The 13,803-nt window shown below is 67.0% G+C and carries 18 protein-coding genes; 14 read left to right on the forward strand and 4 right to left on the reverse strand.

Going from position 1 to position 13,803, the window contains the following annotated elements:
- Positions 1-21 precede the first annotated feature (21 nt).
- The 3 genes from ACPXB3_RS19175 to ACPXB3_RS19185 are packed head-to-tail and all read left to right on the forward strand — an operon-like array spanning position 22 to position 2,334.
- The gene (locus tag ACPXB3_RS19175) at positions 22-954 is read left to right on the forward strand and encodes an SDR family oxidoreductase (protein WP_425729074.1); all 933 of its coding nucleotides are present in this window, start codon (positions 22-24) and stop codon (positions 952-954) included.
- Between the two features lie 4 nt (positions 955-958).
- Positions 959-1,726, forward strand: a complete 768-nt coding sequence (locus ACPXB3_RS19180; protein WP_425703961.1) for a fructosamine kinase family protein — start codon at positions 959-961, stop codon at positions 1,724-1,726.
- Positions 1,723-2,334: a nucleosidase gene (locus tag ACPXB3_RS19185; RefSeq protein ID WP_425703960.1), complete on the forward strand. Its 612-nt coding sequence runs from the start codon at positions 1,723-1,725 to the stop codon at positions 2,332-2,334. The genes ACPXB3_RS19180 and ACPXB3_RS19185 overlap by 4 nt, the downstream gene beginning before the upstream one ends.
- A gap of 15 nt (positions 2,335-2,349) precedes the next feature.
- Here ACPXB3_RS19185 and ACPXB3_RS19190 read toward each other — a convergent pair whose 3' ends face one another.
- The 4 genes from ACPXB3_RS19190 to ACPXB3_RS19205 all read right to left on the reverse strand — a co-directional run bounded on the left by ACPXB3_RS19190 (position 2,350) and on the right by ACPXB3_RS19205 (position 6,971).
- The gene (locus ACPXB3_RS19190; RefSeq protein ID WP_425729076.1) at positions 2,350-3,432 is read right to left on the reverse strand and encodes a DUF6542 domain-containing protein; all 1,083 of its coding nucleotides are present in this window, start codon (positions 3,430-3,432) and stop codon (positions 2,350-2,352) included.
- Between the two features lie 76 nt (positions 3,433-3,508).
- Positions 3,509-4,741, reverse strand: coding sequence for a DNA recombination protein RmuC (locus tag ACPXB3_RS19195; protein WP_425703988.1), 1,233 nt, complete (start codon positions 4,739-4,741; stop codon positions 3,509-3,511).
- 53 nt (positions 4,742-4,794) lie between these two features.
- Entirely contained in the window at positions 4,795-5,388 is a 594-nt protein-coding gene (locus ACPXB3_RS19200; RefSeq protein ID WP_425729078.1) for a methylated-DNA--[protein]-cysteine S-methyltransferase, read from the reverse strand.
- An 11-nt stretch (positions 5,389-5,399) separates the two neighbouring features.
- A complete protein-coding gene (locus ACPXB3_RS19205) occupies positions 5,400-6,971 on the reverse strand; it encodes an Ada metal-binding domain-containing protein (protein ID WP_425703957.1) in 1,572 nt (523 codons plus the stop codon).
- 132 nt (positions 6,972-7,103) lie between these two features.
- On the opposite strand from ACPXB3_RS19205, the gene ACPXB3_RS19210 reads away from it, so the two are divergent.
- The 11 genes from ACPXB3_RS19210 to ACPXB3_RS19260 all read left to right on the forward strand — a co-directional run.
- A complete protein-coding gene (locus ACPXB3_RS19210; protein WP_425703956.1) occupies positions 7,104-7,406 on the forward strand; it encodes a hypothetical protein in 303 nt (100 codons plus the stop codon).
- A gap of 57 nt (positions 7,407-7,463) precedes the next feature.
- On the forward strand, positions 7,464-8,669 hold the full coding sequence (locus ACPXB3_RS19215) for an AI-2E family transporter (protein ID WP_425729080.1): 1,206 nt from the start codon (positions 7,464-7,466) through the stop codon (positions 8,667-8,669).
- A 56-nt stretch (positions 8,670-8,725) separates the two neighbouring features.
- Positions 8,726-9,805 (forward strand): redox-regulated ATPase YchF, encoded by a 1,080-nt coding sequence (gene ychF, locus ACPXB3_RS19220; protein WP_425729081.1) that lies wholly within the window; start codon positions 8,726-8,728, stop codon positions 9,803-9,805.
- A 33-nt stretch (positions 9,806-9,838) separates the two neighbouring features.
- Positions 9,839-10,120 (forward strand): type II toxin-antitoxin system RelE/ParE family toxin, encoded by a 282-nt coding sequence (locus tag ACPXB3_RS19225; RefSeq protein WP_425729083.1) that lies wholly within the window; start codon positions 9,839-9,841, stop codon positions 10,118-10,120.
- Complete coding sequence (locus tag ACPXB3_RS19230) at positions 10,095-10,433, forward strand: HigA family addiction module antitoxin (protein WP_425729085.1); 339 nt, start codon at positions 10,095-10,097, stop codon at positions 10,431-10,433. The genes ACPXB3_RS19225 and ACPXB3_RS19230 overlap by 26 nt, the downstream gene beginning before the upstream one ends.
- Positions 10,430-10,933, forward strand: coding sequence for an AAA family ATPase (locus ACPXB3_RS19235; protein WP_425729087.1), 504 nt, complete (start codon positions 10,430-10,432; stop codon positions 10,931-10,933). The genes ACPXB3_RS19230 and ACPXB3_RS19235 overlap by 4 nt, the downstream gene beginning before the upstream one ends.
- A gap of 206 nt (positions 10,934-11,139) precedes the next feature.
- Entirely contained in the window at positions 11,140-11,364 is a 225-nt protein-coding gene (locus ACPXB3_RS19240; RefSeq protein ID WP_425703938.1) for a hypothetical protein, read from the forward strand.
- Positions 11,361-11,774, forward strand: a complete 414-nt coding sequence (locus ACPXB3_RS19245; RefSeq protein ID WP_425703987.1) for a PIN domain nuclease — start codon at positions 11,361-11,363, stop codon at positions 11,772-11,774. The genes ACPXB3_RS19240 and ACPXB3_RS19245 overlap by 4 nt, the downstream gene beginning before the upstream one ends.
- An 803-nt stretch (positions 11,775-12,577) precedes the next feature.
- Positions 12,578-12,811, forward strand: coding sequence for a FitA-like ribbon-helix-helix domain-containing protein (locus tag ACPXB3_RS19250; protein ID WP_425703937.1), 234 nt, complete (start codon positions 12,578-12,580; stop codon positions 12,809-12,811).
- The gene (locus ACPXB3_RS19255) at positions 12,808-13,245 is read left to right on the forward strand and encodes a type II toxin-antitoxin system VapC family toxin (RefSeq protein WP_425729089.1); all 438 of its coding nucleotides are present in this window, start codon (positions 12,808-12,810) and stop codon (positions 13,243-13,245) included. Before ACPXB3_RS19250 ends, ACPXB3_RS19255 begins: the two co-directional genes overlap by 4 nt.
- Positions 13,246-13,580: 335 nt before the next feature.
- On the forward strand, positions 13,581-13,803 hold a 223-nt coding region (locus ACPXB3_RS19260; protein WP_425729091.1), incomplete at its 3' end, for a type II toxin-antitoxin system RelE family toxin.

Genomic DNA, 13,803 nt, shown 5'->3' on the forward strand with positions numbered 1-13,803 from the left:
CGGCGGTTTAGGGTCGGTGTCATGGCTTTACGAGACCTGATCTGGATGGACCCGCCGGTACCGACGCTGCGTGGCCGCAAGGTGTTGATCACCGGCGCCGCCAGCGGTATCGGGCTGGCCACGGCCACCGCGGCCGCGCGTGACGGTGCCGAGCTGGTCATGACCGATCTGCACGCGGACAAGCTTGACGCCGCGGTCGCGGAGATCGCGGGCGCCGGTGGCGAGGTGCTGTTCCACGCGGCCGGCGACGTATCCGACTACGAGTGGGTGCGCAGCTTCGCCCGCGAGGTCGACGCCGAGGTCGGCGTCATGGACGTGGTGATGAACGTCGCAGGCATCTCGGTGTGGGGCACGGTGGAGAACCTGGAACATCGGCACTGGCGCTCCATGGTCGACGTCAACCTGATGGGTCCCATCCACATCATCGAATGCTTTGTGCCGCAAATGGTTCGCCGGGGCCACGGTGGTCAGCTGGTGAACGTGTCGTCGGCGGCCGGCTTGCTGGCGATGCCGTGGCACTCGGCATACAGTGCGTCCAAATTCGGTATCCGGGGTGTTTCCGAAGTGCTGAGATTCGACCTGCGCCGCCATCGCATCGGGGTATCGCTGGTGTGCCCGGGAGCGGTCGCCACACCGCTGGTGAACACCGTCGAGATAGTCGGCGTCGACCGCAACGATCCGCGGGTATCGAAGCAGATCGACAACTTCCACCGCGTCGCGGCATCCCCGGAGAAAGCTGCCGCCGCGATCATCAAGGGCGTCAAGAAGAATCGATTCCTGGTGTACACCTCTTTCGACATCCGATTCGGGTATTGGTGGGCACGAAAGTTCGCCCTGCCGTATGAGATCGTGATGCGGATCGCCAACGACCGTTTCGCAAAACTCGCCCGCATCAGTGCGACCGCCCAGGGCGACGCGTCCCTCACCGATACCGACGTCGCGCGGGGTCGATGAGCTGTTGAGTGACAACGTCTTTCGCAAGACCCGCCGAGACGCCGACCCGGATTTCTTCGCCGCCGAGGCCGCCGGGTTGCGCTGGCTGGCGCAAGCGGGGGCGCCCGTCGTCGAGGTGCTCGCCTGCTGGGACTCCGGCATCGAGTTGCACCGGTTGACCTCCACCGCACCGGACCGGGAGGCCGCCGGAGTATTCGGTGCGGCGCTGGCCCGGATGCACGACGCCGGCGCCGACGCGTTCGGGTCGCCGCCGACGGGCTACACCGGACGGCAGTTCATCGGTGAGCGACCGCTGAGTTCACGCACCCACGACCGCTGGGGCGAGTTCTACGCCGTCGAGCGCGTGCAACCGTATCTGGAGCCGGCACGCCGGGCCGGATTCCTGAACGCCGCCGACGAGGCGCTCACCCGGCAGGCGTGCGACGCCATCGCCGAGGGCGCCTTCGATGACGACGAGCCGCCGCGGCGCCTGCACGGAGATCTGTGGAGCGGCAACGTGATCTGGACACCCGACGGCGTGGTGATGATCGATCCCGCGGCACACGGCGGGCACCGCGAGACCGACCTCGCGATGCTCGCGCTCTTCGGATGTCCGCAGCTCGAGACCATTGTTTCCGCCTACGACGAGACCACCCCGCTGGCACCTGGATGGCGTGATCGCGTTCCGCTGCATCAACTGCATCCGCTCGCCGTGCACGCGGCCGGCCACGGACCGTCCTACGGTGCCGAGCTGGGCCGGGCAGCGCGGGCGACCCTCGCGTTGCTTCGGTGAGCACCGCTGCGGACAATCATGCGGTGAACGCCCACACTCCGCCCGATCCCGCTGTGCTCGTCGTATCCGCGACCCGCTCGGAGGCGCGGTACGTGCCGACCGGCACCCGACTGCTGATCACCGGCATCGGCAAGGTCGCGGCATCGGTCGCATTGACCCGGGAACTGGCCACGGGGCCCGCGGCCGACCGGATCATCAACATCGGCACCGTCGGTGCCCTGCACGACCACCATCTGCCGCTCGGACACGACGGTCTGTTCCTGCCCTCGGCGGTGTTCGAGCACGACCTCAGCAGCGCCGAACTGCGCGCCATGGGCTACGCCGTCACCGATCGGTGGGAGCTGCCCGACGGTGACGGCACCGTCCTGGCCACCGGTGACACCTTTGTCGCCGACCCGGCACGCCGCGCGGAACTGGCGGCGGTGGCCGACCTCGTCGACATGGAAGGTGCGGCCATCGCACATGTCGCCGCGCTCTTCGGCGTGCCGTGCCGGCTGGTGAAGGTCGTCACCGACGGCGCCGACGAGGACGCGATGGATTGGCCGTCACGGGTCGACGACGCCGCCCGGAAACTCGGCAACTGGTTGGACGGAGACAATACGCCCTGACCTGCGGCCGGCCGGTCAGCCGCGGTTGCGCGATCGCGTCGACCGGTAAGGTGCCGCGGCGTCGGAACCGTTGCGGTCCGGATCGGCGGCGCCCGCGCGAGCCCGTGACACCGGACGCTCGCCCGCGTCGGCGGGAATCCGCGTCGTCTCCTCGGGTGTCACCCGGGAAGATCGAGCGGCGGCCCGGGCCGCGTCGCCTGCGCGGCGCCGCGGAGGTGCGCCCACGGTTTCCGTGGCGACGCCGCGCGTGGCGTCACCGGCACGCGTGCGACGTGGCGGCGCGCTCACCGGGTCGCCGGTGGTCGTGCCCGCCGCTGCACCGACCACCGAAACGCTCTTGCGGGTGGCCTGCCGTTCGTCATCCCGCGACTTGCTCGGGATGTCGGAACTCTTCTGGCGGGTCGTGCGTGACGGCTTCTGGCCGGTGTCCCGCGCTGCCTTGGTGTCCCGCGCTGCCTTGGTGTCCCGAACTGCCTTGGTGTCCCGAACTGCCTTGGCCTCCCGCGCTGCCTGGCCGGTGCGCTCCGATGGTCGCGACTCCGATGGTCGCGACTTCGAGCGGGTCGACGTCGATCGGTTGCGTGGGGCCGGTTCGGCCTCGGACCGGGTGCGTGCGCCCGCGCTACGGCGTGCGGGCGCACGGTCGGTGGTGCGCTTGTCACTCTTCGGGCGGGTGAGCTTGGCGTTCCATCCTTCTGGGCGGGTCAACACCCAGCGCAGCAGCACGAGGACCAGGGTCACGACGAAGGCGACCACCATCCAGGGGAAGTTTGCGGCGATCGGCAGCAGGACCTTGAGAACCAGCGAGCGCAACCCCGACGAACTGCCGGCGTTGAGGCTGTACAGGGCGAGGACGCCGACACAGAATGCGATGAGTGGCGGTTGCGCGGCAGCGGTGAACAGGGCGCGCCGGCGGACGGCGAGCGCGGCGAGACAGCATCCGACCAGCAGGCAGAAATTGAAGACCGCGCCGAGGCTGCCGTTGCTCTTGGCGTCGATGATGGCGCCGACCGCGGTCAGCGCCGTCGCGATGATGACGGCGCCCCACCAGGGGACCCCACGGACGGTCGGCAGCACCGACTGCTGGTCCAGGGGCACCGCGGACGAGCTTCGTTGCGGAAAGTGCACATGTCGACGGTACCGGGTGACGCACGATTTCCCGCCAACCGACGGGTCATGTTGGCCGATCGGCCGACCGGATCGGGGTGATGTGTCCGTTCTGTTCGATGTGTCCGTCGGGGTCTGCTGCCTCATGGGACACGGCGCCGCGGGGCCGGGCGCCGCGGACGGTGTCGTGGATCGGGCGCGGACTGGTCGGTTCGTCGAGATCGCCGAGTGCCTCGAGTGCCGCCAACCGCCGCGCGGTGACGCCCACCCGGGAATCGAGCGCTCCCACAGTGGAGTTGTAGGCATCCACCGCTCGACGCAATGAGGTGCCGACACGGTCGAGGTGGCCGAGCACCGACTCGAGCCGGTGGTGCAGTTCGACGCCGAGTTCGTGGATGACGGCGGCGTCGCGGGCCATCGCGTCGTGGCGCCAGCCCAGGGCGACGGTTCGCAGCAGTGACACCAGACTCGACGGTGTGGTGAGTACCACGTTTTTGGTGATGCCGAATTCGATGAGGGTGGGGTCGGCGCGGACCGCCCACTCGAGGACGGCGTCGGCGGGGACGAAGAGGACCACCATCTCGGGGGTGTTGTCGAACGCCGACCAGTAGGCCTTCGACGACAGCGATGCGATGTGGGTGCGCAGGGCACGGGCGTGGTCGGAGAGCAGGTCGCGACGCATTTGCGCGTCGTCGCATTCAGCGGCCTGCAGATAGGCCTGCAATGGCACCTTGGCGTCGACGACGATGTCACGGCCGCCGGCCAGGTGGACCACCATGTCGGGGCGCACGTCGCCGGCCACGTCCGAGTGCGCCGACACCTGGGTGCTGAAGTCGCAGTGACGTGACATCCCGGCGAGTTCCACGACCCGTTCGAGCTGCACCTCACCCCACCGCCCACGCAGGTGCGGCGTGTGCAGGGCGTTGGTGAGCGCCCGAGTCTGGTCGCCCAGCTGGGTGGACATCATCTGCATGCCACGCACCTGCTCGGAGAGCCCGGCGTAGGCGCTGGTCCGGTCGTGTTCGACCCGCCGCAACTCGTCGGCCATCTGCCCGACGAGCGACTGCAGCGGGTCGACGATATGGCTGAGCTGGGCCCCGATCGCGTTCGACTGCCGGCGCGCCGCATCCTCGGAGGCCGCCGCCAGTGAGCGTCCGACGAGATCCTGCGAGGAACGCAGCGCCGCGGACTCGGCACGTGCGGCGGCGACGGCTCCTGCCGACCGGCTCACGCAGGCGAGCCAGCCGAGGGCGACGCCACAGATGATGCCGATGGTGAATGCGATGACGATGCCGACCATGTCGGTGATGCTGCCTGCCGCCACCGACAGAACCGGAACAGTCGCGTCGCGGGTCACTTGTCGGCGGGCGGCGCCTCCCGGTCGATGAGTGCTCGCTTGATCGGCAGTCCGTAGCGGTAGCCGCCCAGGGCGCCGTCGCGACGCTGTACCCGATGGCACGGCACGAACAGCGCGGCGGCGTTGCGCGCGCACGACGATGCCGCCGCCCGGATCGCGGCCGGTTCACCGGCGCGCTCGGCAAGCTGGGAGTAGGTCACGGGGGCGCCGGCCGGAACATTGCGTAGCGCCGCCCACGACCTCTCGATGAACGGGCCACCGCGTTGACGGACGGTGATCGCGGCCGGGGCGTCGAATTCGCCGGCGTAGTAGGCCGCCACGGCGTCGGTGACGGCGACCAGGGTGGCGGTGCGCCGGAACTCGGCCGGGCTCAGCAGGCCGACCGGGCGCAGACCCCGGTTCACGAGCGCGACCAGATACTCGGGTGCATCGGTCCAGCCCGACGCGAGGACGACGGCGTCCTCGTCGGCGACCACGGTGAACGGCCCGTCGGGTGTCGACACCGTCGTCCAGAGGCCGATGCCGGTGGAAGTGGATGTGGGAACGGCGGTTTGGGCGTCGGCAGGGTCGGTGGTGATCGTTTCGGGCATGGGTACTCCTGTCAGAGGATGGTGCGGCAGAGCGTGGACCGGTCGGGTGAATTGCCGCCGGGTCCGGAATTGGCGGGGCCGAGGACGTCGGCGGTGGTTGTCGGTGGCAGCAGTCGATGACGCCACAGGTGCATCGAGGCGTAGGAACGCCAGGGCGCCCAATGTGCGGTGGCGGCGAGGTCGATCCCGAGATCGCGGGCGGCGTGCCGGACGACGAGGTCATGCCGAAGCAGGACGTCCGGGTCGCCGGTCACCTGCATCGTGACGTAGTCGGCGGTCCACGGGCCGACGCCGGGCAGGGCGAGCAATTGCGCATATAGGTCGGACGCAGCGACCCCCACGTGCGGTTCCACCGAATGCTCGGCAATTGCCGTCGCGGCCCCCACGATGGCAGCGATTCGCCTGCGCGGGCCGGTGAGGACGTCGTCGCCGTGTTCGGCTATTGCGGCGGCGGTCGGGAACTGCCGCCACGACCCGCCCCAACTGGTGGGCTCACCGAGCGCCCCGACGAGTCGTGTCACGTGGTGTCGCGCCGCCGCGACGCTGATCTGTTGGCCGATCATGGTGCGCAGGAGCGACTCGCCGCCGTCGAGACTGCCGGGGACGCGCAGGCCTGGTGCCGCGCCGATGATCCTCCCCAGAAATCGGTCGGCGCCAAGGGCTTCGGTGGCCGCGACGACGTCGGCATCGAGATCGAACAAGCGGCGCAGGCGGCTCACCGCTGCGCTCAGGTCACGCAGGTCCAGATGGTCGAGGCGCGCACGCAAGAATCCGCCGCCCGGGGTGACCTCGGCCAGCGCGGGGCCGTGCGGCAGACTGAGTACCCGTTGATACCTCCACTGGCAGTGCGTATCCGGGTGAAAGCTCTCGACACCCACGACCGCATGCGCGCCCAGATACCATCCGAACCACGTCGCATCAAAGGGCTCCCGGTAGGCCAGTCGCAGGGTGATTCCCGATGCCTGCCCGGGATTCGGCAGGGGATGTGCCGCCGACTCGACGTCACTTCGTGAATTCGTCCGGCGCAGCGAACGCAACGCACGCGGTGTCAGCCCGAAGACCTCCCGAATGGTGTCGTTGAACTGGCGAACGCTGGTGAAGCCGGCTGCAAACGCGATGTCGGACATGCGAAGTTCGGTGCACTGGATCAGGATTCGCGCATTGGTGGCGCGGTGTGCCCGCGCCAGGGCGAGAGGTCCGGCGCCGAGTTCGCCGGTGAGTACGCGGGTGAGGTGACGCGTGGAATACCCGAGCCCCGACGCCAGTCCGTCGACGCCGTCGCGCTCGATGACGCCGTCGACGATGAGCCGCATGGCGCGCGCCGAGAGATCCCGGCTCAGATTCCAGCGCGGTGATCCGGGTACCGCGTCGGGGAGACAGCGCCGACACGCCCGGAATCCGCCGGCCTGCGCCCCTGCGGCCGTCGTGACGAAGGCGACGTTCTCCGGTCGCGGTGTCTGTGCGGGGCAGGACGGTCGGCAATAGATACCGGTGGTGCGGACGGTGACGAAGAACTGGCCGTCGAAGCGGGCATCACGCGCTTGCAATGCGCGATAGCACCGGTCGAAGTCGAGGGTCGTCATGCGTCCACGATGACATCCTTCGCCGACGAGTTCTGGCGGGAATCGGCCATCGCGACGCGACGCCGACATCGTCGGACATCGTCGATTACCCAAAAGAGTGACGAAGGTAACACAACGTGCCACTATGTCAGCATGACCACACAGTTCAGGGGACCTCGACATCGTGGTCGGGGAGAGGAACTATCACTCGCGGACTTTCCCGAGTGGGCGCTCGACATCATGTACGGGCTGTACGGCCCGCAGACGGTCGACGCCGAACGTGAACGCCAATGCCGGACGCGTCCGGTCCGGACTCGGTATGACGTCGTGATCGACGGCGATGACCTCGACCGGCCGATCTCTCAGCTCGAGGCGGAGCTGATCGCCGCCGACGCTCTCGGGACGTTCCTTCTGCGCTTGCTTCGCCGACACCGGGACACGCCACGCCGGTATTGACGGCGCGCGCCGCGCCGAATCGGGCGCCCCGCAGGGGCGATATGTGAGGATCGTGGCGTGACCGATTCTGCCGATTCGCCACCACCGTCCGTCTCCGCTCCGACGCGTACGCAGGTGTTCCTCAGGGGGTTGCGGTCGACGTCGATCGTGGGACTCCAGTTCGTCCTCGTCGTCGCCGCGCTGTGGGTGGTGATGTGGGTCGTCGGCCGGTTCTGGGTGGCGCTGCTGCCGGTGCTGCTCGCGATCATCGTGTGCACGTTGCTGTGGCCGTCGGTGCGCTGGCTGCGCAGCCATCGTGTTCCGCCGGCGGGGGCGTCGCTGCTGATGATGCTCATCGCGGTCGGGTTGCTCGCCGGGGTGATCGGGCTGATCGTGCCGTCGATCGTCGACCAGTCACCTGAGCTGGCCGACCGGACGGTGCGGGGTGTCCACAAGCTCCAGGAGTGGGTGCAGGGTCCGCCGTTGAATCTGGGGGACGAGCAGATCGACGGACTCGTCTCGGCCATCACCAACAAGGTGCAGTCGAGCGCCAGCACCATTGCGGCCGGGGTGTTCAGCGGGATCGGCGCGGCGACATCGGTGCTGATCACCCTGTTCACCACACTCATCCTCGTCTTCTTCTTCCTCAAGGACGGGCCGAGATTCGTCCCGTGGCTGCAGCGCACGGTCGGACATCCGGCCGGCGGGCACGTCGCCGAGGTGTTGCAGCGGATGTGGAACTCGTTGGGCGGATTCATCCGGACGCAGGCCATCGTCAGCTTCGTCGACGCCAGCCTGATCGGCGCCGGCCTGTTCATCCTGCAGGTTCCGTTGGCCTGGGTGCTGATCGTGATCACCTTTCTCGGCGGCTTCATCCCGATCGTGGGTGCCTTCGTCGCCGGCGCGCTGGCCGTACTCATCGCGCTCGTGTCCAACGGTCTGACCTCTGCCCTCATCGTGCTCGCGATCATCATCGCCGTGCAGCAGCTCGAGGGAAATGTGTTGCAGCCGTGGCTGCAGTCGAAGTCGATGGATCTGCACGCCACGATCGTGTTGCTGGCGGTCACGGTGGGCGGCAGCCTGTTCGGCATCATCGGCGCGTTCCTCGCGGTGCCCGCGGCAGCGACCATCGCCGTCGTGCTCAGGTATATCAACGAGCAGATCGCCATCCGGGCGGGTGAGAAGCCGCCGCCGAAGGATGAGGCCACCGACGACGGCGGTCCCGGCGTGGGTGCGGCCGACGATCCCGGTGGCACCGGTGAGGCGGCCACCGGCACCGCCTGACCTCCGCGGCCGGTCACCCCCGCCGCGTCGATCACCGCCCGATAGACTGGGCGCCCGTGAGCCTCACCCTCGGTATCGTCGGATTACCCAACGTCGGCAAGTCCACCCTTTTCAATGCGCTGACACGCAGCGACGTGCTCGCCGCGAACTACCCCTTCGCCACGATCGAGCCCAATGTCGGTGTCGTCGAACTGCCTGACGAACGCCTCGGTCGGCTCGCGGAGATCTTCGGTAGTGAGCGCATCCTGCCTGCCACCGTGTCGTTCGTCGACATCGCCGGCATCGTCAAGGGCGCCTCGGAGGGCGAGGGCATGGGCAATCAGTTCCTGGCCAACATCCGCGAGGCCGACGCCATCTGTCAGGTGGTGCGTGTGTTCGCCGACGACGACGTCGTGCACGTCGACGGACGCGTCGACCCCCTCGCCGACATCGGCGTCATCGACACCGAGCTGATCCTCGCCGACCTGCAGACGCTGGAGAAGGCGATCCCGCGGTTGGAGAAGGAAGCCCGCAAGAACAAGGACACCGCCACGGTCCTGGCCGCCGCACAGAAGGCGCAGGAGATTCTCGATTCCGGGAAAACCCTTTTCTCGCAGAAGGATTCGTTCGATCTGTCATCAGTGCGGGAACTACACCTGATGACCGCCAAGCCGTTTCTCTACGTCTTCAATGCCGATGAGTCGGTGCTGACCGACGATGCGCGCAAGGCGGAACTCAAAGCGGCTGTGGCGCCGGCGGATTCGGTGTTCCTCGATGCCAAGGTGGAGAGCGAGCTCCTCGAACTCGACGAGGCCGACGCGCAGGAGTTGCTTGATTCGATCGGCCAGGAGGAGCCCGGACTGCGGTCGCTCGCGCGCGCCGGATTCCACACCCTCGGCCTGCAGACCTATCTCACTGCCGGCCCAAAGGAGTCGCGCGCGTGGACGATTCACAAGGGCGACACCGCGCCCAGGGCGGCCGGTGTGATCCACACGGACTTCGAGAAGGGCTTCATCAAGGCCGAGATCGTCTCCTTCGATGCCCTCGATGCCGCCGGCGCGATGGCCGCGGCCAAGGCAGCGGGCAAGGTCCGGATGGAGGGCAAGGACTACGTCATGGCCGACGGTGACGTCGTCGAGTTCCGGTTCAACGTCTAGCGTTAATGACGGTGTCCGTTACGCACTGGTCTCGTGATCAGATCGTTCGGCAGCAAGGACACCGAGCGCATCTGGCATGAGCAGTACGTCAAGCGCGTTGACCGGACGGTGCAGCGGGCGACCTTGCGGAAGCTCGAGCTTGTTCATGCGGCGAAGGACGTCGAGGACCTCAGGGTCCCGCCAGGCAACCGCCTGGAGCGTCTGGTCGGCGACCGGCGCGGGCAGCACAGCATCCACGTGAACGCGCAATGGCGTCTGTGCTTCGTCTGGAGAGATGGAGGTGCGGACAATGTCGAACTCGTCGACTACCACTGAGAGTGACCTGATCGAGCCGATCCACCCGGGAGAGATCCTGATGGAAGATTTCATCGAGGGCTTCGGGATCACGCAGAACAAGCTTGCCGTGTCCATCGGTGTGCCGCCGCGCCGGATCAACGAGATCGTGCACGGCAAGCGGGGGATCACCGCTGATACGGCGATCCGTCTGGCGCGCTACTTCGGAACGTCCGAGGAGTTCTGGATGAATCTGCAGTCGAACTACGAGCTCCGGCTCGAGCGCCGTGCACTGCGCGACAAGGTTGCTGCGATCACGCCGTTGCACGTCGCACGACCGGGCATCTCATCGTGATCTCCGGTCTTCCGGGCGTCGGAAAGACAAGCGTTGCTGAGATCGCCGCCGCGCGCACAGCCTCGGTGCATCTGTCCATCGATGCCGTCGAGGAGCCTATTCTCGCCTGCGGTTTGCAGAGAGGATGGCAAGTCGGCGTCGCCGCGTACGAAGCGGCTCGCGCGATGGCGGAACCGAACCTTCGCCTCGGTCGTAGCGTCATCATCGATGCGGTGAACGACAGCGAGGATGCCAGGCTGACCTGGCGTGCTGCGGCCGCGCGCACCAGTTCTCCTATCGACTTCGTACACCTGGTGGTCGCGGATTCGCAAGAGCATGAACGAAGGCTCAGCGGCAGGGATCGCAGTCTCGCATACGTCGGCGAGCCGACCTGGGCGGAAGTGCAGCGCCGTCGAGCCGACTATGCCGCGTGGTCCGATGAGGTCTTGGAGTTCGACACGGCAGCGCGGACTGTGGATGAGGTCGCAGACGCACTTTCCGCGCGGGTCGGCGCGAGATGAGGCCACGTCGTCGCTGATGGTTCTCCGTGCCGGAACTCGGTCGAGTTTGCAGGCATGTGCCGCGCAGTGCTCGACTCTGTGGGGGGATACCTGCAGGACCGCTTCATTGGAGGCGAGAAGTCAAGCAGCCTGTAGTGCTGTACGCGGGCAGCGATGCTGCAGTGGGAGTGATATCGCGATATCATCAAGGGTGGGAGGTGGTTTTGATGACGAACGTACTGATCCGTGGGCTCAGTGAGGCGGCCGTGGAGCGCATCGACGCGGAGGCGTCTGCGCTGGGGCTGTCGCGCAATGAGTTCCTGCGCCGGCGATTGGAGCAGGATGCTTCGGCCCCGGCTGCCGCTACGGTCACGGTCGAGGACTGGACTCGCTCGGCGGCGGTGTTCGGCGATCTTGCCGATCCTGACGTGATGGAGGCCGCGTGGCGATGACGAGCTGGCTGGTCGACAAGTCGGCGTACGTGCGCATGCAGGCAGGGCAGGCAGCCGACCTCGCCGAGTGGAACTTGCGTATCGAACGTGGGCTGCTTCGCCTCTCGGCCGTGACTCGACTCGAGCTGGGCTTTTCGGCTCGCTCGGGTGAGGCGGGTCGCGAGGCGTTCAGGTTGCCGCCGCTCTCGTTGATGCCGATCGAGCACCTGACACCGGCCATGGAGGAACGGGCGTGGGAGGTGCAGATGCTGCTCGCGGATCGCGGCCAGCACCGCGCGCCGTCCATTCCCGACCTGCTGATCGCGGCGACTGCGGAGAAGGCAGGGCTGACGGTTCTCGCGGTTGACAAGGACTTCGATCTGATCGCCGAGGTCACTGGCCAGTCCGTGGAGACACTCGCGCTGGGCTGACCGGTTGCGGGTTTGTGCCGTCAGGTCATGAGATGGCTGTATGTGCCGGAAATCGGTGGTGTTCCGGCACGGATAGTCGTCTCGCTTGGCTGCTGCGACCCATGGCGCTTGGCCCGATCGTGAAGACCTGATCGATCGGGTGAATCATGGGTTGCAGGCTCTGAAACTCTGCTGGCCTAGGTAGGCTGGTCGGCAGCCCATTTGTCGACATGTGGCGGGAGTTTCACGAAACTGCGGTTGAGCATCCGTTGAAGAACGAGTGAGTTCACGGTGTCGGCCCATCGGCCGACAGCGCCACGAAATGCTGGCTCACCCGCGATTTGCAGCGTGTATCGGGTTCCGCCAGTGACTCGTTCGAGGGTGTCGATTGTCGTGACAAGCACGCGTCCCTCTGTCAGTCGGAACTCCATTCCGTTCGGGGGGTCTAAGCGTGTGAACGCTCCGGTCCATTCGTCGGTGATGCCGAATGAGCGACTCGCCCCGTGCCAGACGTCGCCGGGTTCGTAGGGTGGCTCCTTGCCTGCGGTTGCGGAGACGATCCCGGGAATGATCGTGGGCAGATTCTCGGGCCGACTGATGTACCCCAGACCACGGCTACCGGATGCGAGAGAACAACGGTACTCGTCACGTCGGGCATGGGTCGATGGTATGACAATCCGTCCCGCCGGGCGGGCTTCTGGCTCGTGTGGCTCCAACCGGTGCGGGTCGTTGCGCCCGCCTGTACAGCGGGGCTTGGTCGTGCCCGGGCTCGATGCATCAGGTCCTAGCATCAGTGCAATCATCCTGATGAGGAGGTGATTGGCATGTCGTCGATCGTCGTTCGCGGACTCGACGAGTCCGTCAAGGCCCGGCTTGTCGCTCAGGCCAAACAGCACGGCCGCTCCATGGAGGCCGAGGTCCGTGAGATCCTGACCAAGGCCGCGACCCGTCCGAATATCGGGCTGGCGCTCCTGCAGGCTGGGCAGTCGGTCGGCGGCGTCGACGAGCTGCCGATTCCGGCACGTGATGACATCGCTCGGGCAGCCAGCTTATCGTGATCGTCCTCGACACCAACGTCGTCTCCGAGGTGCTCAAGCCTCAGCCCGATGCGTGTGTCGTCGCCTGGCTGGAGTCGCTGACCGATGACGTGGTCATCACTGCGGTCGCCCTCGCCGAACTCCTAGCGGGCCTCGGTCGGCTGCCTGATGGCAAGCGGAAGGATGACCTCGCCTCCCGGGTCGAGGCCGCGATCCGGTCCTATCGCGACACTGGATCGGTCATCGCTTTCGATGCCGGAGCGGCTTCCCGCTACGCCGACACCCTTATCGCGCGAGGAGCTGCCGGCCTAACGATTGCGACCGGCGATGCGCAGATCGCGGCTATCTGCCGGACCGAGGACGCGGTCTGCGCGACGCGCAACACGAAGGACTTCATCCATGCCGGAGTCGCGCTGATCAACCCATGGACGGTTGAGGAACAGCCGGCGTCGTGATGGCCTTATCCATCGAAACGCGGTGGAGTCGGCTTCTTGTTTTCCGGAGTGCCGCATGAAGTCGTCGCTGTCCTGGGACGAGTAGGTCGCCCTCATGGTCAGCCGAGGTCTCGCTCCTCCCCGACGAGGCCGCCTGCGCCCGTTTTGTCGCAGCGACACTGCTACCGGTTCTCCGGCTACGCCCGGCACTTCCAGCCGGGCTCCCACACCTCGGCGACGACGACTTCCGGCAGAGACACCACGTTCGACGAATTCCGCGCGGTCTACGATGCCGACGAAGTGTCCCGTCAACTGCGAAGGCGATCCGGAAGCTCGACAAGTCGACCGCGCGCCGCTTGCTCGATGCGATCGACTCACTCGCAAGCGACCCACGCCCGTCCGGGTGCATCCAGCTGAAGGGTGGGGGCGGTGAGTTCCGAATCCGCGTCGGCGATTACCGAATTATCTATGACATTCAGGACGATGAACTGGTGGTCCTCGTGGATCTCCTGACGTTCTTGTGGGTGGTTTACAGCCACGGCAACTCTGGACAGGCGCCGCCGCGGGTGAGTTCGGCCA

This window comes from Gordonia sp. DT219 (assembly GCF_049847065.1).
In the GTDB taxonomy this organism is placed as follows: domain Bacteria; phylum Actinomycetota; class Actinomycetes; order Mycobacteriales; family Mycobacteriaceae; genus Gordonia.